Below are 19,714 nucleotides of genomic sequence, written 5' to 3'. Positions count from 1 at the left end.
CGGATTCGGTCCGACGGGGGCCAGAAGCTGGAAATGAGGGGGCGGCCACGGGCCGATGACGTGCATCGGCCCGCGACCGGAGGCGCGGGCTCGACCCGCGCGGGCGTGCTAGTTGCGGCGGCGCTTGGGCGGGCGGCAGCCGTTGTGCGCCTGCGGGGTGACGTCCTTGATGGAGGTCACCTCGAGGCCGGCGGCCGTCAGCGAGCGGATCGCGGTGTCGCGGCCCGAGCCCGGGCCCTTCACGAACACGTCCACCTTGCTCATGCCGGCCTCCTGGGCGCGGCGAGCGGCGGCCTCGGCAGCCATCTGCGCGGCGTAAGGCGTCGACTTGCGCGAGCCCTTGAAGCCGACCTGGCCGGAGGACGACCACGACACCACGGCGCCCGAGGGGTCCGTGATCGAGATGATCGTGTTGTTGAAGGTGGACTTGATGTGCGCCTGACCGTGCGCGACGGTCTTCTTGATCTTCTTGCGCGGCTTGCGAGTAGGAGCGGCCATGTCTTACTTCTTCTTTCCGGCGACGGTCTTCTTGCGGCCCTTGCGGGTGCGCGCGTTGGTCTTGGTCCGCTGACCACGGACGGGCATGCCGCGGCGGTGGCGCAGGCCCTGGTAGTTGCCGATCTCGACCTTGCGGCGGATGTCGGCGGCCACCTCGCGGCGCAGGTCGCCCTCGACGGTGAAGTTGGCCTCGATGTAGTCACGGAGCGCGACGAGCTGGTCGTCGGTCGCGTCCTTGACGCGCAGGTCCTGGCTGATGCCGGTCGCTGCGAGGATCTGCTCGGCGCGGGTGCGGCCGATGCCGTAGATGTAGGTAAGTGCGATCACCATGCGCTTGTCGCGCGGGATGTCGACACCAACGATGCGTGCCATTGCTTGGGTTGCTCCATCAGTTGTCGGAGGTCTGACGCTCGACTGCCCCGCTCAAGCGAAGCGGGCCCCGGCCTCCGAGCCGGGGGTTGGTGCGTTGTCGAACGAGGATGTTCTGGGTGTGTCTAGCCCTGACGCTGCTTGTGGCGCAGGTTCTCGCAGATGACCATCACGCGGCCATTGCGTCGGATCACCTTGCACTTGTCGCAGATCGGCTTGACGCTGGGCTTAACCTTCATGGTTCTTTCCTGCGTCGCTCGGGCGCGCTAACGCCCGCACGACGACTCACTTGTAGCGGTAGACGATCCGGCCGCGGGACAGGTCATAGGGGCTGAGCTCCACCACCACGCGGTCCTCGGGAAGGATCCTGATGTAGTGCTGGCGCATCTTCCCGGAGATGTGAGCGAGCACGAGGTGCCCGTTCGTCAGCTCCACACGGAACGATGCGTTGGGCAGGGCTTCCACCACTACGCCCTCGACCTCGATGACGCCGTCTTTCTTGGCCATGAACTCCGCTAACGTTGATTGACAGGGATTGCGGGCGCGCAAAAACGCCCAACGGAAAACTATACGGCAATCTCCGCGTGCTCTCAACCGGGCAGGCGCATCGGCGCGCAGGCCCCGGGAGGCGTGTCAACGGGATCAGGGTACCGCGCCGCGGGCGATCGGCCCAGCCCCGCGCGTGCCGGCGCGTCGACGCGTCGCGGACCGACGCATCGTCCCAGGTGGACCCGCGGGTGCGAGCCCGCGCGGGTCAGCGGAAGGCGTTGCGCAGGCGCTGGACAGCGAGGCCCGAGATGCGCGGATCGCGGTGGTCCGCGAGGCGGCGCACCACCGACGACGGGGTGCGCGGGTTCGACAGCAGCGCGCTGAGCACCTCGAGGCTCGCGTCGTGGCCGAGCGAGACGAGCGCCCCCATGGGGCAGTCCGCACGCGCGGCCACCGCCGCGCGCACGGCGGGGTCACGATGCACCGCGAGCGGCAGGAGCTCGGAACCGCTGACCTCAGGATCGATCGCACGCGCCACGTCCTCGGACGCCCCGCTGGCCGGAATCACCACGGAGTACCTCCCCAACACTCGTCGTTGTGGCAAGTATCTTCCGGAGGTCGGCACGAACCGGTCAAACCGATGTGAGGAATCAGACATCGCGACATCCTCCGGACACATCCACGGCGTCGATGCCGCGGTCTGCCAGGGCGGGCGCCGTCAGTGCGCGGGACGGTGGGCCCGCGGCGGCACCACGGGTCGGGGCGGCAGCGTCCGGGCGGCGCGCTCCCCCACCGGCGACGCGGGGTCGGCCATCGGCGCCCTCGCCGGCCGCTCGTCGATCTCCGTCGGCGGGCGCGGCGCCGGGGCGGGCAGCGCACCGTCGATCGCGCGCCGTGCCAGCCGGGCGACCTCCTCCCGCCGATGCGCCGCGAGCGTCTCGAGGACGGGTCGCGGGGTGGCGGCGTTGCGGGCGAGCGCCTTGAGCACCGCGACGTCCTTGTCGTCCGCGAGCACGCGGGCGATCGCGGCGGCGAGCCCGCCGCCCGCGGCCAGGGCGACCCTGACCGACGCGCGACGGTCGTGCGCCAGCGTCGCCTGCATCCCGAGCGGGCAGTCGGCGCGCGAGGCGATCGCCTCGCGCACGGCGGGCTCGCGATGCCGGGCGAGCTCCATCACGCGCGCGCGGGCCAGCCCGTCCGCGCGGGCCTCGTTGACCACGGCACGCAGCCCGTCGTCCGCGCGCTCGGACGCCACGGGCACCCCCGACGCCGCCATGAACGCGCGCGACCACCCGTCGTCGGCCACCGCCACCTCCTCGCATCGTGACGGCGAGGCTACGACGCGCGGGTGAGCAACGGCTGGCCGCGAGGTGTCGGCGCGGTGACGCGCGGACGAACCCTGGGTAGCGGCGCTACACGTCGACCGGCGGGCGGAAGCCGCGGACCGGCGCGGTGCGGGTCGGACGGGCCGGCAGCGGCTCGGCCGGCTCGAGCGGCGGCTCCGCGGCCGCCATCGCCGCATCGGCCGCGGCCGCGAGCGACTGCTCGGCGGCCTGCGCGAGCATCGCCTCGCGCCGTGCCTCCGACTCCTCGAACACGCGGTCCCGCAGCTCGGGCATCCGCGCGTCGGCGGTCCCGCCTCCCGCGGCGCGCGACTCGAGCGCCGCGGCCGCGGCGGCACGCACCTCGGACTTGCGGTGCACGGCGAGCGCCTCGATGATGTCGGGCGTGGTCGCGGGGTTGGACGCGACCGCGCACATCACCTCGACGCTGCGGTCGTGGGAGAGGTACTCGAGGATCGAGTGGAGCACGCGCGGGTTGCCGGCCATGGCGGCGCGCACCGGCGCCGCGTGGTCGTGCGCGAGCGTGACCATGAGCCCGAACGGGCAGTCGGCCCGCCGCGCGACCGCCTCGCGCACGAGCGCGTTGCGCGACGCGCCGAGCGCCTGGAGCCGCTCCTTGGTCAGCTCCGGCGCGCCGGCCTCGTCGACCTCCGCGCTCGCCCCCGGTGCATAGGAAAACCCTCGCGCCATGACGCCCCTCCTCAGCTGCCGGCGCCTGCCACGCCGGCTACGAGGACGCTAACCCGCGTGCTTTGCCCCTGCGTGCCGCGCATGTAACGAACACGTGAACGCGTGTGGGATCGCCCACACCAGGGACGATGCAGGGAGCGGGCCGCCGCGAGGCGACGGTGCGGCGCGGGGCGCCTACGGCGCGACGGGCGTGACGCCGAGGGGCGCGAGCTTGGAGGCGCCGCCGTCGGACGCGGTGAGCACCCAGATGCCGTCCTCGTGGACGGCGATGGAGTGCTCCCAGTGCGCGGCGCGCGAGCCGTCGAGGGACACCACGGTCCACTCGTCGCTCAGCACGGCCGAGTCGGATGTGCCGATCACGAGCATCGGCTCGATCGCGACGCACATGCCCGGCCGCACGCGGGGGCTGCGTCCGCGCACGCGGTAGTTGGGGACGTCGGGCGACATGTGCATCTCCGTGCCGATGCCGTGGCCCACGTAGCCCTCGAGGGGGTGGAGGCCGGCCTCGTCCGCGACGTCCTCGACGGCCTCGGACACCTCGGAGATCCGCTCCGCCGTGGCGAGGGCGGCGATGCCGGCCCACAGCGACCGCTCGGTGGCCTTGACGAGCGCGACGTCCGCCTTGGACCGCGGCTCGCCGACGATGAAGCTGACGGCGCTGTCGCCGTGCCAGCCCTCCACGATCGCGCCGCAGTCGATCGACACGACGTCGCCCTCGGCCAGCACCCGGTCGCCGGGGATGCCGTGGACGACCTCCTCGTTGACCGAGATGCAGGACACCGCGGGGAAGCCGTGGTACCCGAGGAAGTTCGAGGTGGCGCCCGCCTCCGCGATCACGCGCGCGGCGGCCGCGTCGACCTCCGCGGTGGTGACGCCGGGGGCGCTCGCCGCCTTCGCGGCGGCGAGCGCCGCCTCGACGATCACCCCGGCACGGGCCATGACCCGCATCTCCTCGCGGGACTTCAGCTGGATGCGGTCGGCCATGGTCAGCGGGAGACGGCGGCGACGAGGCGGTCGGTGACCTCGTCGATCTCGCCCAGGCCGTCGACCTGGACCAGGACGCCGCGGCCCGCGTAGAACGCGGTGAGCGGCGCGGTCGAGGTCGAGTAGACCTCGAGGCGCTTGCGGATGACCGGCTCGGTGTCGTCGGCGCGGCCCTCGATCTCGGCGCGCTTGAGCAGGCGCTCGGTCACCACGTCGAAGTCGGCGGTGATCTCGATGGCGACGTCGAGCGCGACACCCAGGTCGGCGAGCATCGTGTCGAGCTCGACCGCCTGCTCCGGGTTGCGCGGGTAGCCGTCGAGCAGGAAGCCGCCGGCCGCATCGTCCTCGGCGAGGCGCGCGCGCACCATGGCGTTCGTCACCTCGTCGGGGACCAGCTGGCCCGCGTTCATGTACTCCTGCGCCTTGCGGCCCAGGTCGGTGCCGCCCTTGACGTTCGCGCGGAAGATGTCGCCCGTCGAGATCGCGGGGACGCCGAACCGCTCGGTGAGGCGGGCGGCCTGGGTGCCCTTGCCGGCACCGGGAGGACCAAGGAGGACTGCACGCATTACTTGAGGAACCCTTCGTAGTGATGCTGCTCGAGCTGGGACTGGATGCGCTTGACGGTGTCGAGGCCCACACCCACGAGGATGAGGATCGAGGTGCCGCCGAACGGGATCGAGTTGGACAGCCCGAGCGAGACGAACAGCAGGGTCGGCACGAGCGCGACGATCGCGAGGTACAGCGCGCCGGCCGCGGTGATGCGCGACAGCACGTAGTCGAGGAAGTCGGCGGTCGGGGTGCCCGGGCGGATGCCGGGGATGAAGCCGCCGTACTTCTTCATGTCGTCCGCGACCTGGGTCGGGTTGAACGTGATCGCCGTGTAGAAGTACGCGAAGAACACGATGAGCAGCACGTACAGCAGGATGTGCAGCGGCGCGGAGCTCTTCGCGATGTTGTTGTTGAGCCACACGGCCCAGCCCGACGGGTCGCTGCCCTGGAACTGCACGATCACCTGCGGGATCGTGAGCAGCGAGGACGCGAAGATCACGGGGATGACGCCCGCCATGTTGATCTTGAGCGGGATGTAGGTCGACGAGCCGCCGAGCATCTTGCGGCCCACCATGCGCTTGGCGTACTGGACCGGGATGCGGCGCTGCGACTGCTCGACGTACACGACCGCCGCGACCACGACGATGATGACGACGACCGTGAAGAACGTGTTGCGCACGCCGTTCGACGAGCTCCAGATGGAGCCGAACGTGCTCGGGAAGCGCGCCGCCACGGACGTGAAGATCAGCAGGGACATGCCGTTGCCGACGCCTCGCTCGGTGATGCGCTCGCCGAGCCACATCACGAGGACGGTGCCCGCGGTCATCGTCAGCACCATGGTGAGGATGACGTTCCACGAGTCGTTGGGGATGACGTCGACCGAGCAGCCGGGGAAGAACAGGCCGTTGCGCGCCATCGTGATGTACGACGCGGACTGGATGGCCGCGAACCCGACGGTGATGTAGCGCGTGTACTGCGTGAGCTTCGCCTGGCCCTCGGCGCCCTCGTTCTGGAGGGTCTCGAAGCGCGGGATGAGCACGCGCAGGAGCTGCACGATGATCGAGGCCGTGATGTACGGCATGATGCCGAGGCCGAAGATCGACAGCTGGAGCAGCGCGCCGCCGGAGAACATGTTGAGGATCTGGAGGGCAGCGTTGCCGCTCGTCTGATCCATGCACATCTGGACGTTGCCGTAGTCGATGCCCGGGGTCGGGATCGAGACGCCAAGGCGGTACACGGCGATGATGCCGATGGTGAAGAGGAGCTTCCTCCGAAGATCCGGGGTGCGGAACGCACTCATGAAGCCACTCAGCATTGATCCTCCAGGGAAATCAGAACAGGTAGAGGATACGCGACCGGGCCCGTCCGTTCGGACGGGCCCGGTGCGATCACTTCTAGCCCTCGTTGACCGAGCCGCCAGCGGCCTCGATCTTGGTCTTCGCGGACTGCGAGACCTTATCGGCGTCGACCAGGGTGACCTTGACGGAGATCTCTCCCTCGCCCAGGACCTTCACGGGCTGGTTGCGGCGGACCGCACCCTTCGCCACGAGATCGGCCTTGGTCACCTCGCCGCCCTGCGGGAACAGCTCGGAGAGCTGGCCCACGTTGACGACCTGGTAGTACACCTTGAACGGGCTCTTGAAGCCACGCAGCTTCGGGATGCGCATGTGGATGGGCGTCTGACCACCCTCGAAGCGCTCCGGAACCTGGTAGCGGGCGCCGGTGCCCTTGGTACCGCGACCGGCGGTCTTGCCCTTCGACGCCTCACCACGACCCACGCGGGTCTTCTTGGTGTGGGCGCCGGGGGCCGGACGGAGGTGGTGCACCTTGAGGGTGGCAACCTTCTCCGCGGGCTCCTCGACCTTGGGCTCGGCCTTCTTGGCGGCCGGCTTCTTGGCCGCGGCAGGCTTGGCCTCGGAGGCCGCCGCAGCGTCCTTCTTGGCGGCCGGCTTCTTCGCAGCGGGCTTCTTCTCGGCGGCCGGCTTGTCGGCAGCGGCCTTCGCCGGAGCCTTCTTGGCCGGAGCCTTCTTGGCGGGAGCCGCCTCGACGGTCTCCTCGGCCGGCGTCTTGGCGTCAGCCATCAGTCAACCTCCTCAACGGTGACCAGGTGGTCCACCGCCTTGACCATCCCGCGGATCTCGGGACGGTCCTCCTTGACGACGATGTCGCCGATGCGCTTGAGACCGAGCGAACGCAGGGTCTCACGGTGCTGCGGCTTCGTGCCGATCGCCGACTTCTTCTGAACGACCTTGAGTCGTGCCATGACTACTTCACCCCCGCTGCCTGCGCACGGAGCATCGCGGCCGGGGCCACGTCCTCCACGGCCTTGCCACGGCGGGCGGCGACGGCCTCGGGGCGCTCGAGGCGCTTGAGGGCGTCGACGGTCGCGTGCACGATGTTGATCGCGTTGGACGAGCCGAGCGACTTGCTCAGCACGTCGTGGATGCCGGCGCACTCGAGCACCGCGCGCACCGGACCACCGGCGATCACACCGGTACCCGGCGACGCGGGGCGCAGGAACACGACACCCGCGGCGGCCTCACCCTGCACGGCGTGCGGGATGGTGCCCTGGATGCGGGGGACGCGGAAGAAGTTGCGCTTGGCCTCCTCGACACCCTTCGAGATCGCGGCCGGCACCTCCTTCGCCTTGCCGTAGCCGATGCCGACGTTGCCCTCGCCGTCACCGACGACCACGAGCGCGGTGAAGCTGAAGCGACGACCGCCCTTCACGACCTTGGCGACGCGGTTGATGGTGACGACGCGCTCGACGAACTTGTTCTCCGGCTCGCTGTCACGGCGGTTGCCGCCGCGGCGGCCGCTGTTGTTGTCAGCCATAATTCCTCACTCCTGGCCGCGCCCTAGAGGGCGAGGCCCGCCTCTCGGGCAGCGTCGGCCACGGCCGCGACACGGCCGTGGTACTTGTTGCCACCGCGGTCGAAGACCACGGCCTCGATGCCCGCGGCCTTGGCACGCTCGGCGACCAGCTGGCCGACCTTCGAGGCCTTGGCCGACTTGTCGCCGTCGAGCGCACGGACGTCGGCCTCGAGGGACGACGCCGACGCGAGGGTCTTGCCCAGGGTGTCGTCGACGATCTGCGCGACCATGTGACGGTTCGAGCGGGTGACCACGAGGCGGGGACGGGCGGGGGTCCCGGAGATCTTCTTGCGCAGGCGGAAGTGGCGACGCTTGCGCTGGATCGCCTTGCCCTTGCCCTTGATGGAGATACCCATGTCTTACTTACCCGTCTTTCCTGCCTTGCGGCGAACCTGCTCGCCGGCGTAGCGGACACCCTTGCCCTTGTAGGGCTCGGGCTTGCGAATCTTGCGGATGTTCGCCGCGACCTCGCCCACCTGCTGCTTGCTGATGCCGGCAACGGTGAACTTGGTGGGACCCTCGACCGTGAAGGTGATGCCCTCCGGCGGGGTCACGACGACCGGGTGCGAGAAGCCGAGCGCGAACTCGAGGTCCGAGCCCTTCAGCGCCACGCGGTAACCGGTGCCGACGATCTCGAGCTTCTTCTCGTAGCCCGAGGTCACGCCGGTGACCATGTTCGCGATGAGCGTGCGGGTGAGGCCGTGCAGCGACTTCGACACGCGCTCGTCGTTCGGGCGCTGGACCTGGAGGCCCTCCTCGCCCTTCTCGACCGTGATGGGGGACGGCACGACGTGCGTGAGGGTGCCCTTGGGGCCCTTCACCGTGAGGTCGGCGCCGTCGATGGTGACGTCCACTCCGGCGGGAACCGGAACGGGGATCTTGCCAATGCGGGACATTCTCTCGTTCTCCTTTCCGGTTACCAGACGAACGCGACGACCTCGCCGCCGACGCCCTTCTTCTCGGCCTCGCGGTCCGTCAGCAGACCGGAGGAGGTGGACAGGATGGCAACGCCGAGGCCGCCGAGCACCTTGGGCAGGTTCGTCGACTTGGCGTACACGCGAAGGCCGGGCTTCGACACACGGCGCACACCGGCGAGCGAGCGCTCGCGGTTCGGGCCGTACTTCAGCGTGAGGGTGAGGGTCTTGCCGACCTCCGCGTCGGTGACAGCGGAGCCGGTGATGTAGCCCTCGGCCTCCAGGATCGAGGCGATGTTCGCCTTGAGCTTGGAGTGCGGCATGGCCACGGTCTCGTGGTACGCCGCGTTCGCGTTGCGCAGACGCGTCAGCATGTCTGCGATCGGGTCAGTCATCGTCATGAGTGTTGAACTCTTCCTCGCCGTGGTTTCCCTAGGGGACCTGTGGCGTAGTGGTTTACCAGCTGCTCTTGGTGATGCCGGGCAGCTCACCGCGGTGAGCCATCTCACGGAAGCACACGCGGCAGAGGCCGAACTTGCGGTACACCGAGTGCGGACGACCGCACTTCTGGCACCGGGTGTAGGACCGGACGGCGAACTTCTGCTTGCCGGCGGCCTTGTTCTTGAGCGCAGTCTTGGCCATGTCCTACTTCTCCTTGAACGGGAAGCCCAGCTGCTTGAGCAGCGAGCGGCCCTCGTCGTCGGTGGTGGCGGACGTCACGATGGTGATGTCCATGCCGCGCACGCGGTCGATCTTGTCCTGGTTGATCTCGTGGAACATCGACTGCTCCGTGAGACCGAAGGTGTAGTTGCCGTTGCCGTCGAACTGCTTGGGCGAGAGGCCGCGGAAGTCGCGGATGCGGGGAAGCGCGATCGAGATCAGGCGATCCACGAACTCCCACATGCGGTCGCCGCGCAGCGTGACGTGCGCGCCGATCGGCTGACCCTCGCGCAGCTTGAACTGCGCGATGGACTTGCGGGCCTTGGTCACCTGGGGCTTCTGGCCGGTGATCGCGGTGAGGTCCGCGATGGCACCCTCGATGAGCTTCGAGTCCTTCGCGGCGTCGCCCACACCCATGTTGACGACGACCTTCACGAGGCCGCCGACCTGGTTCACGTTCTCGTGCGCGAACTCCTCGCGGAGCTGCGCCACGATCTCGTTGCGGTACTTCTCCTTGAGACGCGGCAGCGTGGTCACGTCAGCCATCAGACGTCCTTACCCGAGCGCTTGGCGACGCGGACGCGCTTGGTGCGCGTGCGGCCGTCCTGCTCGACCTCTTCCGTGCGGTAGCCCACACGGGTGCCCTTCTTGGTCTCCGGGTCCACGAGCATCACGTTCGAGATGTGGATCGCGGCCTCGACGGTCACGAGGCCACCCTCGACGTTGTCGCGGCGGGTACCCGGCTTGATGTGCTTGGTCACACGCTGGATGCCCTCGACCACGACGCGCTCACGCACGGGGTCGACGGAGAGCACGCGGCCCTGCTGACCGCGGTCACGGCCGGCGATGACGACGACGAGGTCGTCCTTCTTGATCTTCGCCATCAGATGACCTCCGGTGCCAGCGAGATGATCTTCATGAACTTCTTGTCACGCAGCTCGCGGCCCACGGGGCCGAAGATGCGGGTGCCACGCGGGTCACCGTCGAGGTTCTTGAGGATCACAGCGGCGTTCTCGTCGAAGCGGATGTAGGAACCGTCGGGACGGCGGCGCTCCTTGGTGGTGCGCACGACGACCGCCTTGACGACGTCGCCCTTCTTGACGTTGCCGCCGGGGATCGCGTCCTTGACGGTGGCGACGATGATGTCGCCGATGCCGGCGTAGCGACGGTGCGAGCCACCGAGCACGCGGATGCAGAGGACTTCCTTGGCACCCGTGTTGTCGGCGACGCGGAGTCGCGACTCCTGCTGAATCATGTCTTTCTCCTGTCGTCTGGTTCTCGCCCGTTCCGAGCGAGCCTGGTCGAACTAGTAGTTACTTGGCCTTCTCGACGATCTCGACCAGACGCCACCGCTTGGAAGCGGACAGCGGACGGGTCTCCATCACGACGACGAGGTCGCCGATGCCGGCGGTGTTGTTCTCGTCGTGGGCCTTGATCTTGCTGGTGCGGCGCATGACCTTGCCGTAGAGCGGGTGCTTGACGCGGTCCTCGATCTCCACGGTGATGGTCTTGTCCATCTTGTCCGACGTGACGTAGCCGCGGCGCGTCTTGCGGTAGGCGCGGTGCTCCTCGGTCGCCGTCGTGTGCTTGTTGGTCGACATGTCTGTTCCTTATGCCTTCGCGGAGGGCGCGGTGCGGATACCGAGCTCGCGCTCACGCAGGATCGTGTAGATGCGCGCGATGTCGCGCTTGACGGCCTTGAGACGGCCGTGGTTCTCGAGCTGACCGGTGGCCGACTGGAAGCGCAGGTTGAACAGCTCCTCCTTGGCCTTCTTCAGCTCCTCCACGAGGCGCTCGTCCTCCATGGCGTCCAGCTCGGACGGCATGAGGTCCTTCGTACCGATGGCCATTAGATGTCACCACCCTCACGGGTCACAAAACGGGTCTTCATGGGCAGCTTGTGCTGCGCGCGGCGCATGGCCTCGCGAGCAAGCTCCTCCGGCACGCCGGCGAGCTCGAACATCACGCGACCCGGCTTGATGTTGGCGACCCACCACTCGGGCGAGCCCTTACCGGAGCCCATGCGGACCTCGGCGGGCTTCTTGGTCAGCGGACGGTCGGGGTAGATGTTGATCCACACCTTTCCACCACGCTTGATGTGACGGGTCATCGCGATACGCGCCGCCTCGATCTGGCGGTTGGTGACGTAGGCGGGCTCGAGGGCCTGGATGCCGAAGTCACCGAAGGAGATCGCGGTGCCACCGGTCGCGGCGCCCGAACGCTTCGGGTGGTGCTGCTTGCGGTGCTTCACTCGACGGGGGATAAGCATTCTCAGCTCTCCTTACCGGCCTCGGCCTGAGCCTCGGCAGCAGGGGCGTCGGCCACGGGGGCCTCGGCCTGACGGGGGGCGGCGTCACGACGCGGACCGCGGTCACCGCGGTCACCACGGCCACCACGGCCGCGCTGGGGACGGGGGGCCTTGGCCTGCTCGGCGGCCCACTCCTTCTCCGTCATGTCGCCCTTGTAGATCCACACCTTCACGCCGATCTGGCCGAAGGTGGTGCGGGCCTCGAAGAAGCCGTAGTCGATGTTCGCGCGGAGGGTGTGCAGCGGCACGCGGCCCTCGCGGTAGAACTCCGAGCGCGACATCTCGGCACCGCCGAGACGGCCCGAGCACTGCACGCGGATGCCCTTGGCACCGGCGCGGAGCGCGGACTGGATGCCCTTGCGCATGGCACGGCGGAACGACACGCGCGAGGCGAGCTGCTCGGCGATGCCCTGAGCGACGAGCTGCGCGTCGACCTCGGCGTTCTTGACCTCGAGGATGTTCAGCTGGACCTGCTTGCCGGTCAGCTTCTCGAGGTTGGCGCGAAGCTTGTCGGCCTCGGCGCCGCGGCGACCGATGACGATGCCCGGACGCGCGGTGTGCAGGTCGACGCGGACACGCTCACGCGTGCGCTCGATCTCGACCTTCGACACGCCGGCGCGCTCGAGGCCCTCCGACATCATCTTGCGGATCTTGACGTCCTCGGCCACGTAGTCGCGGTACCGCTCGCCCTTCTTGGTCGAGTCGGCGAACCAGCGCGAACGGTGGTCGGTCGTGATGCCCAGGCGGTAGCCGTGGGGGTTGACCTTCTGTCCCATGTGTTGGCCCCTTACTTGGCAGCGACCGGGGTCGCGACGGTGACGGTGATGTGGCAGGAGCGCTTGAGGATCTGGTTGGCACGACCCTGAGCGCGCGGCTGAATGCGCTTCATGGTCGGACCCTCATCCACAAAGATCTCCTTGATGACGAGCTCGCGCTCGTCGAAGCGCTCGCCGGCCTTGTCGGCCTTCACACGCGCGTTGGCGATCGCCGAGTCGATGAGCTTGCGCACGTCGACGGCCACGGCCTGCGGCTGGAACTTGAGCGAGGCCGAGGCCTCCACAGCGTTCTGACCACGGACCAGGTTCACGACGCGGCGAGCCTTCTGGGCGGTCACGCGAATGTGTCGCGTCTGCGCCTTGGCTTCCATGTTCTAACTCCTCTTACTTCGCGCAGGCGCCTTAGCGGCGGCCCTTGCGGTCGTCCTTGACGTGGCCCTTGAACGTGCGCGTGGGAGCGAACTCGCCCAGCTTGTGGCCGACCATCGACTCGGTGACGAACACCGGGACGTGCTTGCGGCCGTCGTGCACGGCAAAGGTGTGACCCAGGAAGTCCGGCGTGATGACCGAACGACGCGACCAGGTCTTGATGACGTTCTTCGTGCCCGCATCGTTCTGGGCGTCCACCTTCTTCATGAGGTGGTCGTCGACGAAGGGGCCCTTCTTGAGGCTACGAGGCATTTCCAGGCTCCCTTATCGCTTGTTCTTGCCGGACTTGCGGCGACGCACGATGAGCTTGTCGCTTTCCTTGTTGGGCTTGCGGGTGCGGCCCTCGGGCTTGCCCCACGGCGAGACGGGGTGGCGACCACCGGACGTCTTGCCCTCACCACCACCGTGCGGGTGGTCGACCGGGTTCATGACGACACCGCGGACGGTCGGGCGCTTGCCCTTCCAGCGCATGCGGCCGGCCTTGCCCCAGTTGATGTTGGACTGCTCGGCGTTGCCCACCTCGCCGATCGTCGCGCGGCAGCGCGCGTCGACGTTGCGGATCTCGCCGGACGGCATGCGCAGCTGCGCGTACGGGCCGTCCTTCGCCACGAGCTGGACCGAGGCACCGGCCGAACGGGCGATCTTGGCGCCGCCGCCCGGCTTGAGCTCGATTGCGTGGATCACGGTACCGACCGGGATGTTGCGCAGCGGGAGGTTGTTGCCGGGCTTGATGTCAGCGCCCGTGCCGGCCTCCACGCGGTCGCCCTGGCCGAGCTTCTCGGGGGCGATGATGTAGCGCTTCTCGCCGTCCGCGTAGTGCAGGAGGGCGATGCGCGCCGTGCGGTTGGGGTCGTACTCGATGTGCGCGACGGTCGCGGGGACGCCGTCCTTGTCGTGACGACGGAAGTCGATCACGCGGTAGGCGCGCTTGTGACCGCCACCCTGGTGACGGGTGGTGATGCGACCGGTGTTGTTGCGGCCGCCCTTCTTGTGCAGGGGGCGGACCAGCGACTTCTCGGGCGTCGAGCGGGTGACCTCGACGAAGTCGGCGACGGACGAGCCGCGGCGGCCCGGCGTCGTCGGCTTGTACTTACGAATAGCCATGAGTGCTTACCTGTCCTTCTAGCCGGCCTGGCCGGTGAAGATGTCGATGCCCGCGTCGCCGGCGATGGTGACGATCGCGCGCTTGACGTCCTTGCGCTTGCCGAGGCCGAAACGCGTGCGGCGCGCCTTGCCCTTGCGGTTGATGGTGTTCACGGACGCGACCTTGACACCGAAGATCTGCTCGACGGCGATCTTGATCTCGGTCTTGTTCGAGCGGGGGTCCACCTCGAAGGTGTACTTGCCCTCGTCCATGAGGCCGTACGTCTTCTCGGAGACGATCGGGCGGACGATGATGTCGCGCGGGTCCTTGTTCAGAGCGGTCACGTTAGTTCTCCTCCGCCTCGGACTCCGACGCGACGGCCTTCGCGGACTTGCCCGTGACGGGGCCCGCGACGAACGCGTCGAACGCGCCCTGGGTGAAGACCGTGTCGTCGTTCACGAGCACGTCGTAGGTGTTGAGCTGGTCGACCGCGAGGATGTGGACCTCGGCCGCGTTGCGCAGCGAGAGCAGCGTGAGCTCGTCCGTGCGCTCGATGACCACGAGGGCGTTGCGGCCCGCGGTGATCGCGTGGAGCGCCTCGAGGGCGGCCTTGGTCGACGGCGCGTCGCCCGAGACGAAGCCCTCGACCACGTGCACGCGGCCGGCGCGGGCGCGGTCGGAGAGGGCGCCACGGAGCGCGGCGGCCTTCATCTTCTTGGGGGTGCGCTGCGAGTAGTCGCGCGGCTGCGGGCCGTGGACCGTGCCACCGCCGGCGAACTGCGGGGCGCGGGTCGAGCCCTGACGGGCGCGGCCGGTGCCCTTCTGCTTGTAGGGCTTGCGGCCACCACCGCGGACGTCGCCGCGGGTCTTGGTGGCGTGGGTGCCCTGACGCGCAGCGGCGAGCTGCGCCACGACGACCTGGTGGATGAGGGGGACGTTGGTGTCAACGTCGAAGATGTCGGCGGGAAGCTCGACGTTCAGCTTGGTAGCCATGGAGATCACGCGCCCTTCACAGCGGAGCGGACGAGAACGATGCCGCCCTTGTTGCCGGGAACCGCGCCCTTGACGAGCACGAGGCCCTTCTCGACGTCCACCGAGTGGATGCGGAGGTTCTGGACGGTCTTGCGGGCGTTGCCCATGCGGCCGGCCATCTTGATGCCCTTGAACACGCGCGAGGGCGTGGAGGCGCCGCCGATGGAGCCCGGCTTGCGGTGGTTGCGGTGCGCACCGTGCGAGGCGCCCACGCCGGAGAAGCCGTGACGCTTCATGACACCGGCGGTGCCCTTGCCCTTGGTGGTGCCCGTGACGTCGACGAGCTGGCCGGCCTCGAACACCTCGGCGGTGATCTCCTGGCCGAGCGCGTACTCGGACGCGTTCGCGGTGCGGACCTCGGCGACGTGGCGGCGCGGCGTGACGCCGGCGGCCTCGAAGTGGCCCTTGAGCGGGTTGGTGACGCGGCGCGGGTCGACGGAGCCGAAGGCGAGCTGCACGGCCTCGTAGCCGTCGCGCTCTGCGTTCCGCACCTGGGTGATGACGTTGGTGTCGACCTGGATCACCGTGACGGGCACGATGCGACCCTCGGCGTCCCACACCTGCGTCATGCCCAGCTTCGTACCGAGCAGCGCGGAGACCGCGCGCTGGGCATTGGAAGTCGTAGTCATGTCGGTGGTAGTCCTTCTGTAGAAGCTCTTAGAGCTTGATCTCGATGTTGACGTCCGCGGGCAGGTCGAGACGCATGAGCGAGTCGACGGCCTTCGGCGTCGGGTCCACGATGTCGATGAGGCGCTTGTGGGTGCGCATCTCGAAGTGCTCGCGGGAGTCCTTGTACTTGTGGGGCGAACGGATCACACAGAACACGTTCTTCTCGGTCGGCAGCGGCACGGGGCCCACGACCGAGGCACCTGCGCGCGTGACCGTCTCGACGATCTTCCGGGCCGACGAGTCGATGACCTCGTGGTCATAGCTCTTCAGCCGAATGCGGATCTTCTGTCCCGCCATGGCGTGGTTCTGCCTTATCTCTCGATACAACTATGGTCATCACCCCGACCCCCGCGCTCGGGCGTGTCGCTTATGTGGGACACACGCGCGCCTGTGACATCTCTGCCGGGCCTCGGGTGAAGGTGTGGCTGCCCGCGATAGGCAACCTGAATATTGTGCCAGATTCGCGCGTGGCGCGCAAACGGAACCCGGCACTCCCCTGCTACGGGACGATGCGGTGGTCGCCGCATCGTCCCGCGGCAAGCGACGAGGGCCCCCGGCCGAAGCCGAGGGCCCTCGTGTTCAGCAAGTACGGGTGTTTACTTGATGATCTTGGTGACGGTGCCGGAACCGACGGTACGGCCACCCTCGCGGATCGCGAAGCCCTGACCCTCCTCGAGGGCGATCGGCTGGATGAGCTCGACCGTCATCTCGGTGGTGTCGCCCGGCATGACCATCTCGGTGCCCTCGGGCAGCGAGATGACGCCGGTCACATCCGTGGTGCGGATGTAGAACTGCGGGCGGTAGTTCGTGTAGAAGGGGTTGTGGCGGCCACCCTCGGACTTGTCCAGGATGTACACACGGCCCTCGAACTGGGTGTGCGGCGTGGTGGTGCCGGGGGCGACCACGACCTGGCCGCGCTCGACGTCCTCACGCTTGGTGCCGCGGAGCAGCAGACCGCAGTTCTCGCCGGCCCACGCCTCGTCCATCTGCTTGTGGAACATCTCGATGCCGGTGACGGTGGTCTTCTGCGGCTGGCGGATGCCGAGGATCTCGACCTCCGAGTTGATCTTGAGCTTGCCGCGCTCGACCTTGCCGGTGACGACGGTGCCGCGACCGGTGATGGTGAAGACGTCCTCGATGGGCATGAGGAACGGCTTGTCCATGTCACGCTCGGGCTCGGGGACGTTCTCGTCCACGGCGTCCATGAGCGCCTCGACCGAGGAGACCCACTGCGGGTCGCCCTCGAGGGCCTTGAGCGCGGAGACGCGGATGACCGGCGCGTTGTCGCCGTCGAAGCCCTGCGAGGAGAGGAGCTCGCGCACCTCGACCTCGACGAGCTCGAGGATCTCCTCGTCGTCGACCATGTCGGACTTGTTGAGGGCCACGAGCAGGTACGGCACGCCGACCTGCTTGGCGAGCAGCACGTGCTCACGCGTCTGGGCCATCGGGCCGTCGGTCGCCGCGACCACGAGGATCGCGCCGTCCATCTGGGCCGCACCGGTGATCATGTTCTTGATGTAGTCGGCGTGACCAGGGGCGTCGACGTGCGCGTAGTGGCGCTTCTCGGTCTGGTACTCGATGTGCGCGATGTTGATCGTGATACCGCGCTCGCGCTCCTCCGGCGCCTTGTCGATGTCCTCGAACGGCGTGAAGGGGTTGAGGTCCGGGTACTTGTCGTGCAGGACCTTCGAGATGGCGGCGGTGAGCGTGGTCTTACCGTGGTCGACGTGACCGATGGTGCCGACGTTGACGTGCGGCTTGGTCCGCTCGAACTTGGCCTTAGCCATGGTGGCTTCCTCCTGATTGGGTTGTGAGACTCGGGTAGAGGATCCGACTGCCGATGGCCGCTGCCATCGCGCGGGGCAAATCCCTACTGGTCGTATTGTTTCCTACTTCAACCGGTGGGACTACTCGCCCCGGGTCTTAGCGATGATCTCCTCGGCAACGTTGCGAGGAACCTCGGCGTAGCTGTCGAAGGTCATCGAGTACACCGCGCGACCCTGCGTCTTGGAACGCAGGTCGCCGACGTAGCCGAACATCTCCGACAGCGGGACCAGGGAGTCGATGACCTTGACGCCGGCGGCGTCGGACATCTGACGGATCTGGCCACGGCGGGAGTTGAGGTCGCCGATCACGTCGCCCATGTAGTCCTCGGGCGTACGGACCTCGACGGCCATCACGGGCTCGAGGAGCACCGGGTTGGCCTTGCGCGCGGCCTCCTTGAAGGCCATCGAGCCGGCGATCTTGAACGCCATCTCGGACGAGTCGACGTCGTGGTAGGCGCCATCGAGCAGGGTGGCCTTCACGCCGACCATCGGGTAGCCGGCGAGGATGCCGACGTTCATGGCGTCCTGGATACCGGCGTCGACCGACGGGATGTACTCGCGCGGCACGCGACCACCGGTCACGGCGTTGTCGAACTCGTACATGACCTCGGAGTCGGCCTCGAGCGGCGCGATCGAGATCTGCACCTTGGCGAACTGGCCCGAGCCACCCGTCTGCTTCTTGTGGGTGTAGTCGTGCTTCTCGACGGTGCCGCGGATGGTCTCGCGGTACGCGACCTGCGGCTTGCCGACGTTGGCGTCGACCTTGAACTCGCGCTTCATGCGGTCGACGATGATGTCGAGGTGAAGCTCGCCCATGCCGGAGATGACGGTCTGGCCGGTGTCCTCGTCCAGCTTGACGCGGAAGGTGGGGTCCTCCTCCGCGAGCTTCTGGATCGCGACCGACATCTTCTCCTGGTCGCCCTTGGTCTTGGGCTCGACCGCGACGTGGATGACGGGCTCGGGGAAGGTCATCGACTCGAGGACCACCTGCGCGCTCGGGTCGCTCAGGGTGTCACCGGTGGTGGTGTCCTTGAGGCCGATGACGGCGTAGATGTGGCCCGCGGTGACGGAGTCGACCGGGTTCTCCTTGTTGGCGTGCATCTGGAAGATCTTGCCGATGCGCTCCTTCTTGCCCTTGGTCGCGTTGATGACCTGGGCGCCGGAGTCGACCTTGCCGGAGTAGACCCGGATGTAGGTGAGACGGCCGAAGAAGGGGTGCGTCATGATCTTGAACGCGAGGGCCGAGAAGGGCTCGTCGGCGTCGGCGTGACGCTCGATGACCTTCTCCTCGTCGTGGACGTCGTGGCCCTCGATCGCCGGCATGTCGAGCGGCGACGGAAGGTAGTCGACGACCGCGTCCAGCATCGGCTGCACGCCGCGGTTCTTGAACGCCGAGCCGCACAGGACCGGGTAGATCTCCGAGTTGATCACCATCTTGCGGATGGCGCCCTTGATCTCGGCGACCGTGAGCTCCTCGCCGCCGAGGTACTTCTCGAGAAGCGCCTCGTCGGTCTCCGCGACGGTCTCGACGAGCTCGGCGCGGTACTCCTCCGCCTTCTCGACGAGGTCCGCGGGGATGTCCTGGGTCTCGTACTGGGCGCCCAGGGTCACGTCACCCTTGGCGTCGCCGGGCCACACGAGGGCCTTCATCTGGACGAGGTCGACCACACCGAGGAAGTCGGACTCCGCACCGATCGGGAGCTGGATGACGAGCGGGCGCGCGCCGAGGCGGCTCTTGATGGTGTCGACCGTGAAGTAGAAGTCCGCGCCGATCTTGTCCATCTTGTTGACGAAGCAGATGCGGGGGACGTTGTACTTGTCGGCCTGGCGCCAGACGGTCTCGGACTGGGGCTCGACGCCCTCCTTGCCGTCGAACACGGCGACCGCACCGTCGAGCACGCGGAGGTTGCGCTCCACCTCGACCGTGAAGTCCACGTGGCCGGGCGTGTCGATGATGTTCAGCTGGATGTTGTTCCAGAAGCACGTCGTCGCAGCCGACGTGATCGTGATGCCACGCTCCTGCTCCTGGGCCATCCAGTCCATCGTCGCGGCGCCGTCGTGCACCTCGCCGATCTTGTAGGTGATACCCGTGTAGAACAGGATTCGCTCGGTCGTCGTCGTCTTGCCGGCATCGATGTGGGCCATGATGCCGAAGTTGCGGACCTTCGTGAGGTCCGTCAGCACGTCCTGTGCCACGAGTGGTTCTCCTCGGTTCTAGTG

At 68.1% G+C, this 19,714-nt stretch carries 32 protein-coding genes and 1 pseudogene; all 33 read right to left on the bottom strand.

Annotated elements, in window-relative coordinates:
• Positions 1 to 108: 108 nt before the first annotated feature.
• The 33 genes and pseudogenes from rpsK to fusA all read right to left on the bottom strand — a co-directional run bounded on the left by rpsK (position 109) and on the right by fusA (position 19,690).
• The gene (gene rpsK, locus AOM04_RS04710) at positions 109 to 498 is read right to left on the bottom strand and encodes a 30S ribosomal protein S11 (protein ID WP_062463072.1); all 390 of its coding nucleotides are present in this window, start codon (positions 496 to 498) and stop codon (positions 109 to 111) included.
• A gap of 3 nt (positions 499 to 501) precedes the next feature.
• Positions 502 to 870, bottom strand: coding sequence for a 30S ribosomal protein S13 (gene rpsM / locus AOM04_RS04705; protein WP_062463069.1), 369 nt, complete (start codon positions 868 to 870; stop codon positions 502 to 504).
• 122 nt (positions 871 to 992) lie between these two features.
• On the bottom strand, positions 993 to 1,106 hold the full coding sequence (rpmJ, locus tag AOM04_RS14275; protein WP_062069916.1) for a 50S ribosomal protein L36: 114 nt from the start codon (positions 1,104 to 1,106) through the stop codon (positions 993 to 995).
• 46 nt (positions 1,107 to 1,152) lie between these two features.
• Positions 1,153 to 1,374: a translation initiation factor IF-1 gene (infA, locus tag AOM04_RS04700; RefSeq protein ID WP_042213122.1), complete on the bottom strand. Its 222-nt coding sequence runs from the start codon at positions 1,372 to 1,374 to the stop codon at positions 1,153 to 1,155.
• A gap of 247 nt (positions 1,375 to 1,621) precedes the next feature.
• Positions 1,622 to 1,927, bottom strand: a complete 306-nt coding sequence (locus tag AOM04_RS04695; RefSeq protein ID WP_169816411.1) for a hypothetical protein — start codon at positions 1,925 to 1,927, stop codon at positions 1,622 to 1,624.
• Positions 1,928 to 2,074: 147 nt separating this feature from the next.
• Complete coding sequence (locus tag AOM04_RS04690; protein WP_156160612.1) at positions 2,075 to 2,662, bottom strand: hypothetical protein; 588 nt, start codon at positions 2,660 to 2,662, stop codon at positions 2,075 to 2,077.
• 106 nt (positions 2,663 to 2,768) lie between these two features.
• The gene (locus AOM04_RS04685) at positions 2,769 to 3,389 is read right to left on the bottom strand and encodes a hypothetical protein (protein WP_062463059.1); all 621 of its coding nucleotides are present in this window, start codon (positions 3,387 to 3,389) and stop codon (positions 2,769 to 2,771) included.
• 174 nt (positions 3,390 to 3,563) lie between these two features.
• Positions 3,564 to 4,373, bottom strand: coding sequence for a type I methionyl aminopeptidase (map, locus tag AOM04_RS04680; protein ID WP_062463056.1), 810 nt, complete (start codon positions 4,371 to 4,373; stop codon positions 3,564 to 3,566).
• Positions 4,374 to 4,375: 2 nt separating this feature from the next.
• Positions 4,376 to 4,939 (bottom strand): adenylate kinase, encoded by a 564-nt coding sequence (locus tag AOM04_RS04675; RefSeq protein ID WP_062463053.1) that lies wholly within the window; start codon positions 4,937 to 4,939, stop codon positions 4,376 to 4,378.
• Positions 4,939 to 6,237 carry a preprotein translocase subunit SecY gene (gene secY / locus AOM04_RS04670; RefSeq protein ID WP_062463050.1) on the bottom strand — a complete coding sequence of 433 codons (1,299 nt, stop codon included), beginning with the start codon at positions 6,235 to 6,237 and terminating at the stop codon, positions 4,939 to 4,941. The genes AOM04_RS04675 and secY overlap by 1 nt, the downstream gene beginning before the upstream one ends.
• Positions 6,238 to 6,316: 79 nt before the next feature.
• The gene (rplO, locus tag AOM04_RS14270) at positions 6,317 to 7,003 is read right to left on the bottom strand and encodes a 50S ribosomal protein L15 (RefSeq protein WP_082104381.1); all 687 of its coding nucleotides are present in this window, start codon (positions 7,001 to 7,003) and stop codon (positions 6,317 to 6,319) included.
• On the bottom strand, positions 7,003 to 7,185 hold the full coding sequence (gene rpmD, locus AOM04_RS04660; RefSeq protein WP_062293932.1) for a 50S ribosomal protein L30: 183 nt from the start codon (positions 7,183 to 7,185) through the stop codon (positions 7,003 to 7,005). The genes rplO and rpmD overlap by 1 nt, the downstream gene beginning before the upstream one ends.
• A gap of 2 nt (positions 7,186 to 7,187) precedes the next feature.
• Positions 7,188 to 7,757 (bottom strand): 30S ribosomal protein S5, encoded by a 570-nt coding sequence (gene rpsE, locus AOM04_RS04655; protein WP_062463047.1) that lies wholly within the window; start codon positions 7,755 to 7,757, stop codon positions 7,188 to 7,190.
• Positions 7,758 to 7,780: 23 nt separating this feature from the next.
• Positions 7,781 to 8,152, bottom strand: a complete 372-nt coding sequence (gene rplR / locus AOM04_RS04650) for a 50S ribosomal protein L18 (protein WP_062463044.1) — start codon at positions 8,150 to 8,152, stop codon at positions 7,781 to 7,783.
• Positions 8,153 to 8,155: 3 nt separating this feature from the next.
• A complete protein-coding gene (rplF, locus tag AOM04_RS04645; protein ID WP_062463041.1) occupies positions 8,156 to 8,692 on the bottom strand; it encodes a 50S ribosomal protein L6 in 537 nt (178 codons plus the stop codon).
• A 20-nt stretch (positions 8,693 to 8,712) separates the two neighbouring features.
• The gene (gene rpsH / locus AOM04_RS04640) at positions 8,713 to 9,111 is read right to left on the bottom strand and encodes a 30S ribosomal protein S8 (protein ID WP_062463038.1); all 399 of its coding nucleotides are present in this window, start codon (positions 9,109 to 9,111) and stop codon (positions 8,713 to 8,715) included.
• 55 nt (positions 9,112 to 9,166) lie between these two features.
• Entirely contained in the window at positions 9,167 to 9,352 is a 186-nt protein-coding gene (locus AOM04_RS04635) for a type Z 30S ribosomal protein S14 (protein WP_062463034.1), read from the bottom strand.
• Positions 9,353 to 9,355: 3 nt separating this feature from the next.
• Complete coding sequence (gene rplE, locus AOM04_RS04630) at positions 9,356 to 9,916, bottom strand: 50S ribosomal protein L5 (protein ID WP_062463030.1); 561 nt, start codon at positions 9,914 to 9,916, stop codon at positions 9,356 to 9,358.
• Complete coding sequence (gene rplX / locus AOM04_RS04625; RefSeq protein WP_062463027.1) at positions 9,916 to 10,254, bottom strand: 50S ribosomal protein L24; 339 nt, start codon at positions 10,252 to 10,254, stop codon at positions 9,916 to 9,918. The genes rplE and rplX overlap by 1 nt, the downstream gene beginning before the upstream one ends.
• Complete coding sequence (gene rplN, locus AOM04_RS04620) at positions 10,254 to 10,625, bottom strand: 50S ribosomal protein L14 (RefSeq protein ID WP_062293953.1); 372 nt, start codon at positions 10,623 to 10,625, stop codon at positions 10,254 to 10,256. Before rplN ends, rplX begins: the two co-directional genes overlap by 1 nt.
• A gap of 58 nt (positions 10,626 to 10,683) precedes the next feature.
• Complete coding sequence (gene rpsQ / locus AOM04_RS04615; protein ID WP_062463024.1) at positions 10,684 to 10,971, bottom strand: 30S ribosomal protein S17; 288 nt, start codon at positions 10,969 to 10,971, stop codon at positions 10,684 to 10,686.
• A 21-nt stretch (positions 10,972 to 10,992) separates the two neighbouring features.
• A pseudogene (gene rpmC / locus AOM04_RS04610) lies at positions 10,993 to 11,220 on the bottom strand (50S ribosomal protein L29); the annotation flags it as partial.
• The gene (rplP, locus tag AOM04_RS04605; protein ID WP_062463018.1) at positions 11,220 to 11,639 is read right to left on the bottom strand and encodes a 50S ribosomal protein L16; all 420 of its coding nucleotides are present in this window, start codon (positions 11,637 to 11,639) and stop codon (positions 11,220 to 11,222) included. The pseudogene rpmC and the gene rplP, both read right to left, overlap by 1 nt.
• Before the next feature lie 2 nt (positions 11,640 to 11,641).
• Complete coding sequence (rpsC, locus tag AOM04_RS04600) at positions 11,642 to 12,454, bottom strand: 30S ribosomal protein S3 (RefSeq protein ID WP_062463015.1); 813 nt, start codon at positions 12,452 to 12,454, stop codon at positions 11,642 to 11,644.
• Positions 12,455 to 12,465: 11 nt separating this feature from the next.
• Complete coding sequence (gene rplV, locus AOM04_RS04595) at positions 12,466 to 12,825, bottom strand: 50S ribosomal protein L22 (RefSeq protein ID WP_062463011.1); 360 nt, start codon at positions 12,823 to 12,825, stop codon at positions 12,466 to 12,468.
• Between the two features lie 31 nt (positions 12,826 to 12,856).
• Complete coding sequence (rpsS, locus tag AOM04_RS04590) at positions 12,857 to 13,135, bottom strand: 30S ribosomal protein S19 (protein ID WP_062463008.1); 279 nt, start codon at positions 13,133 to 13,135, stop codon at positions 12,857 to 12,859.
• 12 nt (positions 13,136 to 13,147) lie between these two features.
• Positions 13,148 to 13,987 carry a 50S ribosomal protein L2 gene (gene rplB / locus AOM04_RS04585; RefSeq protein ID WP_062463005.1) on the bottom strand — a complete coding sequence of 280 codons (840 nt, stop codon included), beginning with the start codon at positions 13,985 to 13,987 and terminating at the stop codon, positions 13,148 to 13,150.
• A gap of 18 nt (positions 13,988 to 14,005) precedes the next feature.
• The gene (gene rplW / locus AOM04_RS04580; RefSeq protein ID WP_062463002.1) at positions 14,006 to 14,311 is read right to left on the bottom strand and encodes a 50S ribosomal protein L23; all 306 of its coding nucleotides are present in this window, start codon (positions 14,309 to 14,311) and stop codon (positions 14,006 to 14,008) included.
• 1 nt (position 14,312) lies between these two features.
• On the bottom strand, positions 14,313 to 14,960 hold the full coding sequence (gene rplD, locus AOM04_RS04575) for a 50S ribosomal protein L4 (protein ID WP_062463971.1): 648 nt from the start codon (positions 14,958 to 14,960) through the stop codon (positions 14,313 to 14,315).
• Between the two features lie 5 nt (positions 14,961 to 14,965).
• Entirely contained in the window at positions 14,966 to 15,628 is a 663-nt protein-coding gene (gene rplC / locus AOM04_RS04570) for a 50S ribosomal protein L3 (protein WP_062462999.1), read from the bottom strand.
• A 28-nt stretch (positions 15,629 to 15,656) separates the two neighbouring features.
• On the bottom strand, positions 15,657 to 15,965 hold the full coding sequence (gene rpsJ, locus AOM04_RS04565) for a 30S ribosomal protein S10 (RefSeq protein WP_042213186.1): 309 nt from the start codon (positions 15,963 to 15,965) through the stop codon (positions 15,657 to 15,659).
• Positions 15,966 to 16,264: 299 nt separating this feature from the next.
• The gene (tuf, locus tag AOM04_RS04560; protein ID WP_062462996.1) at positions 16,265 to 17,455 is read right to left on the bottom strand and encodes an elongation factor Tu; all 1,191 of its coding nucleotides are present in this window, start codon (positions 17,453 to 17,455) and stop codon (positions 16,265 to 16,267) included.
• 120 nt (positions 17,456 to 17,575) lie between these two features.
• Complete coding sequence (gene fusA / locus AOM04_RS04555; RefSeq protein ID WP_062462993.1) at positions 17,576 to 19,690, bottom strand: elongation factor G; 2,115 nt, start codon at positions 19,688 to 19,690, stop codon at positions 17,576 to 17,578.
• Positions 19,691 to 19,714: the final 24 nt, after the last annotated feature.

It is taken from the genome of Demequina soli (genome assembly GCF_000971195.1).
Classification (GTDB): domain Bacteria; phylum Actinomycetota; class Actinomycetes; order Actinomycetales; family Demequinaceae; genus Demequina; species Demequina soli.
This window is presented reverse-complemented; position numbering and strand designations above follow the sequence as displayed.

Bases quoted from the DNA above. Each gene is read 5' to 3' on its own strand.
- rpsQ (WP_062463024.1), bottom strand. From the start codon at position 10,971: ATGTCGACCAACAAGCACACGACGGCGACCGAGGAGCACCGCGCCTAC.
- rplD (WP_062463971.1), bottom strand. From the start codon at position 14,960: ATGGCTACCAAGCTGAACGTCGAGCTTCCCGCCGACATCTTCGACGTT.
- rplO (WP_082104381.1), bottom strand. From the start codon at position 7,003: ATGGCTGACGCCAAGACGCCGGCCGAGGAGACCGTCGAGGCGGCTCCC.
- rplX (WP_062463027.1), bottom strand. From the start codon at position 10,254: ATGGCGAAGATCAAGAAGGACGACCTCGTCGTCGTCATCGCCGGCCGT.
- rplP (WP_062463018.1), bottom strand. From the start codon at position 11,639: ATGCTTATCCCCCGTCGAGTGAAGCACCGCAAGCAGCACCACCCGAAG.
- rpmD (WP_062293932.1), bottom strand. From the start codon at position 7,185: ATGGCACGACTCAAGGTCGTTCAGAAGAAGTCGGCGATCGGCACGAAG.
- rplF (WP_062463041.1), bottom strand. From the start codon at position 8,692: ATGTCCCGCATTGGCAAGATCCCCGTTCCGGTTCCCGCCGGAGTGGAC.
- secY (WP_062463050.1), bottom strand. From the start codon at position 6,237: ATGCTGAGTGGCTTCATGAGTGCGTTCCGCACCCCGGATCTTCGGAGG.
- rplV (WP_062463011.1), bottom strand. From the start codon at position 12,825: ATGGAAGCCAAGGCGCAGACGCGACACATTCGCGTGACCGCCCAGAAG.
- rpsC (WP_062463015.1), bottom strand. From the start codon at position 12,454: ATGGGACAGAAGGTCAACCCCCACGGCTACCGCCTGGGCATCACGACC.
- rplN (WP_062293953.1), bottom strand. From the start codon at position 10,625: ATGATTCAGCAGGAGTCGCGACTCCGCGTCGCCGACAACACGGGTGCC.
- map (WP_062463056.1), bottom strand. From the start codon at position 4,373: ATGGCCGACCGCATCCAGCTGAAGTCCCGCGAGGAGATGCGGGTCATG.
- rplC (WP_062462999.1), bottom strand. From the start codon at position 15,628: ATGACTACGACTTCCAATGCCCAGCGCGCGGTCTCCGCGCTGCTCGGT.
- rpsH (WP_062463038.1), bottom strand. From the start codon at position 9,111: ATGACGATGACTGACCCGATCGCAGACATGCTGACGCGTCTGCGCAAC.
- rpmJ (WP_062069916.1), bottom strand. From the start codon at position 1,106: ATGAAGGTTAAGCCCAGCGTCAAGCCGATCTGCGACAAGTGCAAGGTG.
- AOM04_RS04635 (WP_062463034.1), bottom strand. From the start codon at position 9,352: ATGGCCAAGACTGCGCTCAAGAACAAGGCCGCCGGCAAGCAGAAGTTC.
- tuf (WP_062462996.1), bottom strand. From the start codon at position 17,455: ATGGCTAAGGCCAAGTTCGAGCGGACCAAGCCGCACGTCAACGTCGGC.
- rpsE (WP_062463047.1), bottom strand. From the start codon at position 7,757: ATGGCTGACAACAACAGCGGCCGCCGCGGCGGCAACCGCCGTGACAGC.
- infA (WP_042213122.1), bottom strand. From the start codon at position 1,374: ATGGCCAAGAAAGACGGCGTCATCGAGGTCGAGGGCGTAGTGGTGGAA.
- AOM04_RS04685 (WP_062463059.1), bottom strand. From the start codon at position 3,389: ATGGCGCGAGGGTTTTCCTATGCACCGGGGGCGAGCGCGGAGGTCGAC.
- rplR (WP_062463044.1), bottom strand. From the start codon at position 8,152: ATGGGTATCTCCATCAAGGGCAAGGGCAAGGCGATCCAGCGCAAGCGT.
- rplE (WP_062463030.1), bottom strand. From the start codon at position 9,916: ATGGCTGACGTGACCACGCTGCCGCGTCTCAAGGAGAAGTACCGCAAC.
- rpsJ (WP_042213186.1), bottom strand. From the start codon at position 15,965: ATGGCGGGACAGAAGATCCGCATTCGGCTGAAGAGCTATGACCACGAG.
- AOM04_RS04675 (WP_062463053.1), bottom strand. From the start codon at position 4,939: ATGCGTGCAGTCCTCCTTGGTCCTCCCGGTGCCGGCAAGGGCACCCAG.
- rplB (WP_062463005.1), bottom strand. From the start codon at position 13,987: ATGGCTATTCGTAAGTACAAGCCGACGACGCCGGGCCGCCGCGGCTCG.
- rpsS (WP_062463008.1), bottom strand. From the start codon at position 13,135: ATGCCTCGTAGCCTCAAGAAGGGCCCCTTCGTCGACGACCACCTCATG.
- rpsK (WP_062463072.1), bottom strand. From the start codon at position 498: ATGGCCGCTCCTACTCGCAAGCCGCGCAAGAAGATCAAGAAGACCGTC.
- rpsM (WP_062463069.1), bottom strand. From the start codon at position 870: ATGGCACGCATCGTTGGTGTCGACATCCCGCGCGACAAGCGCATGGTG.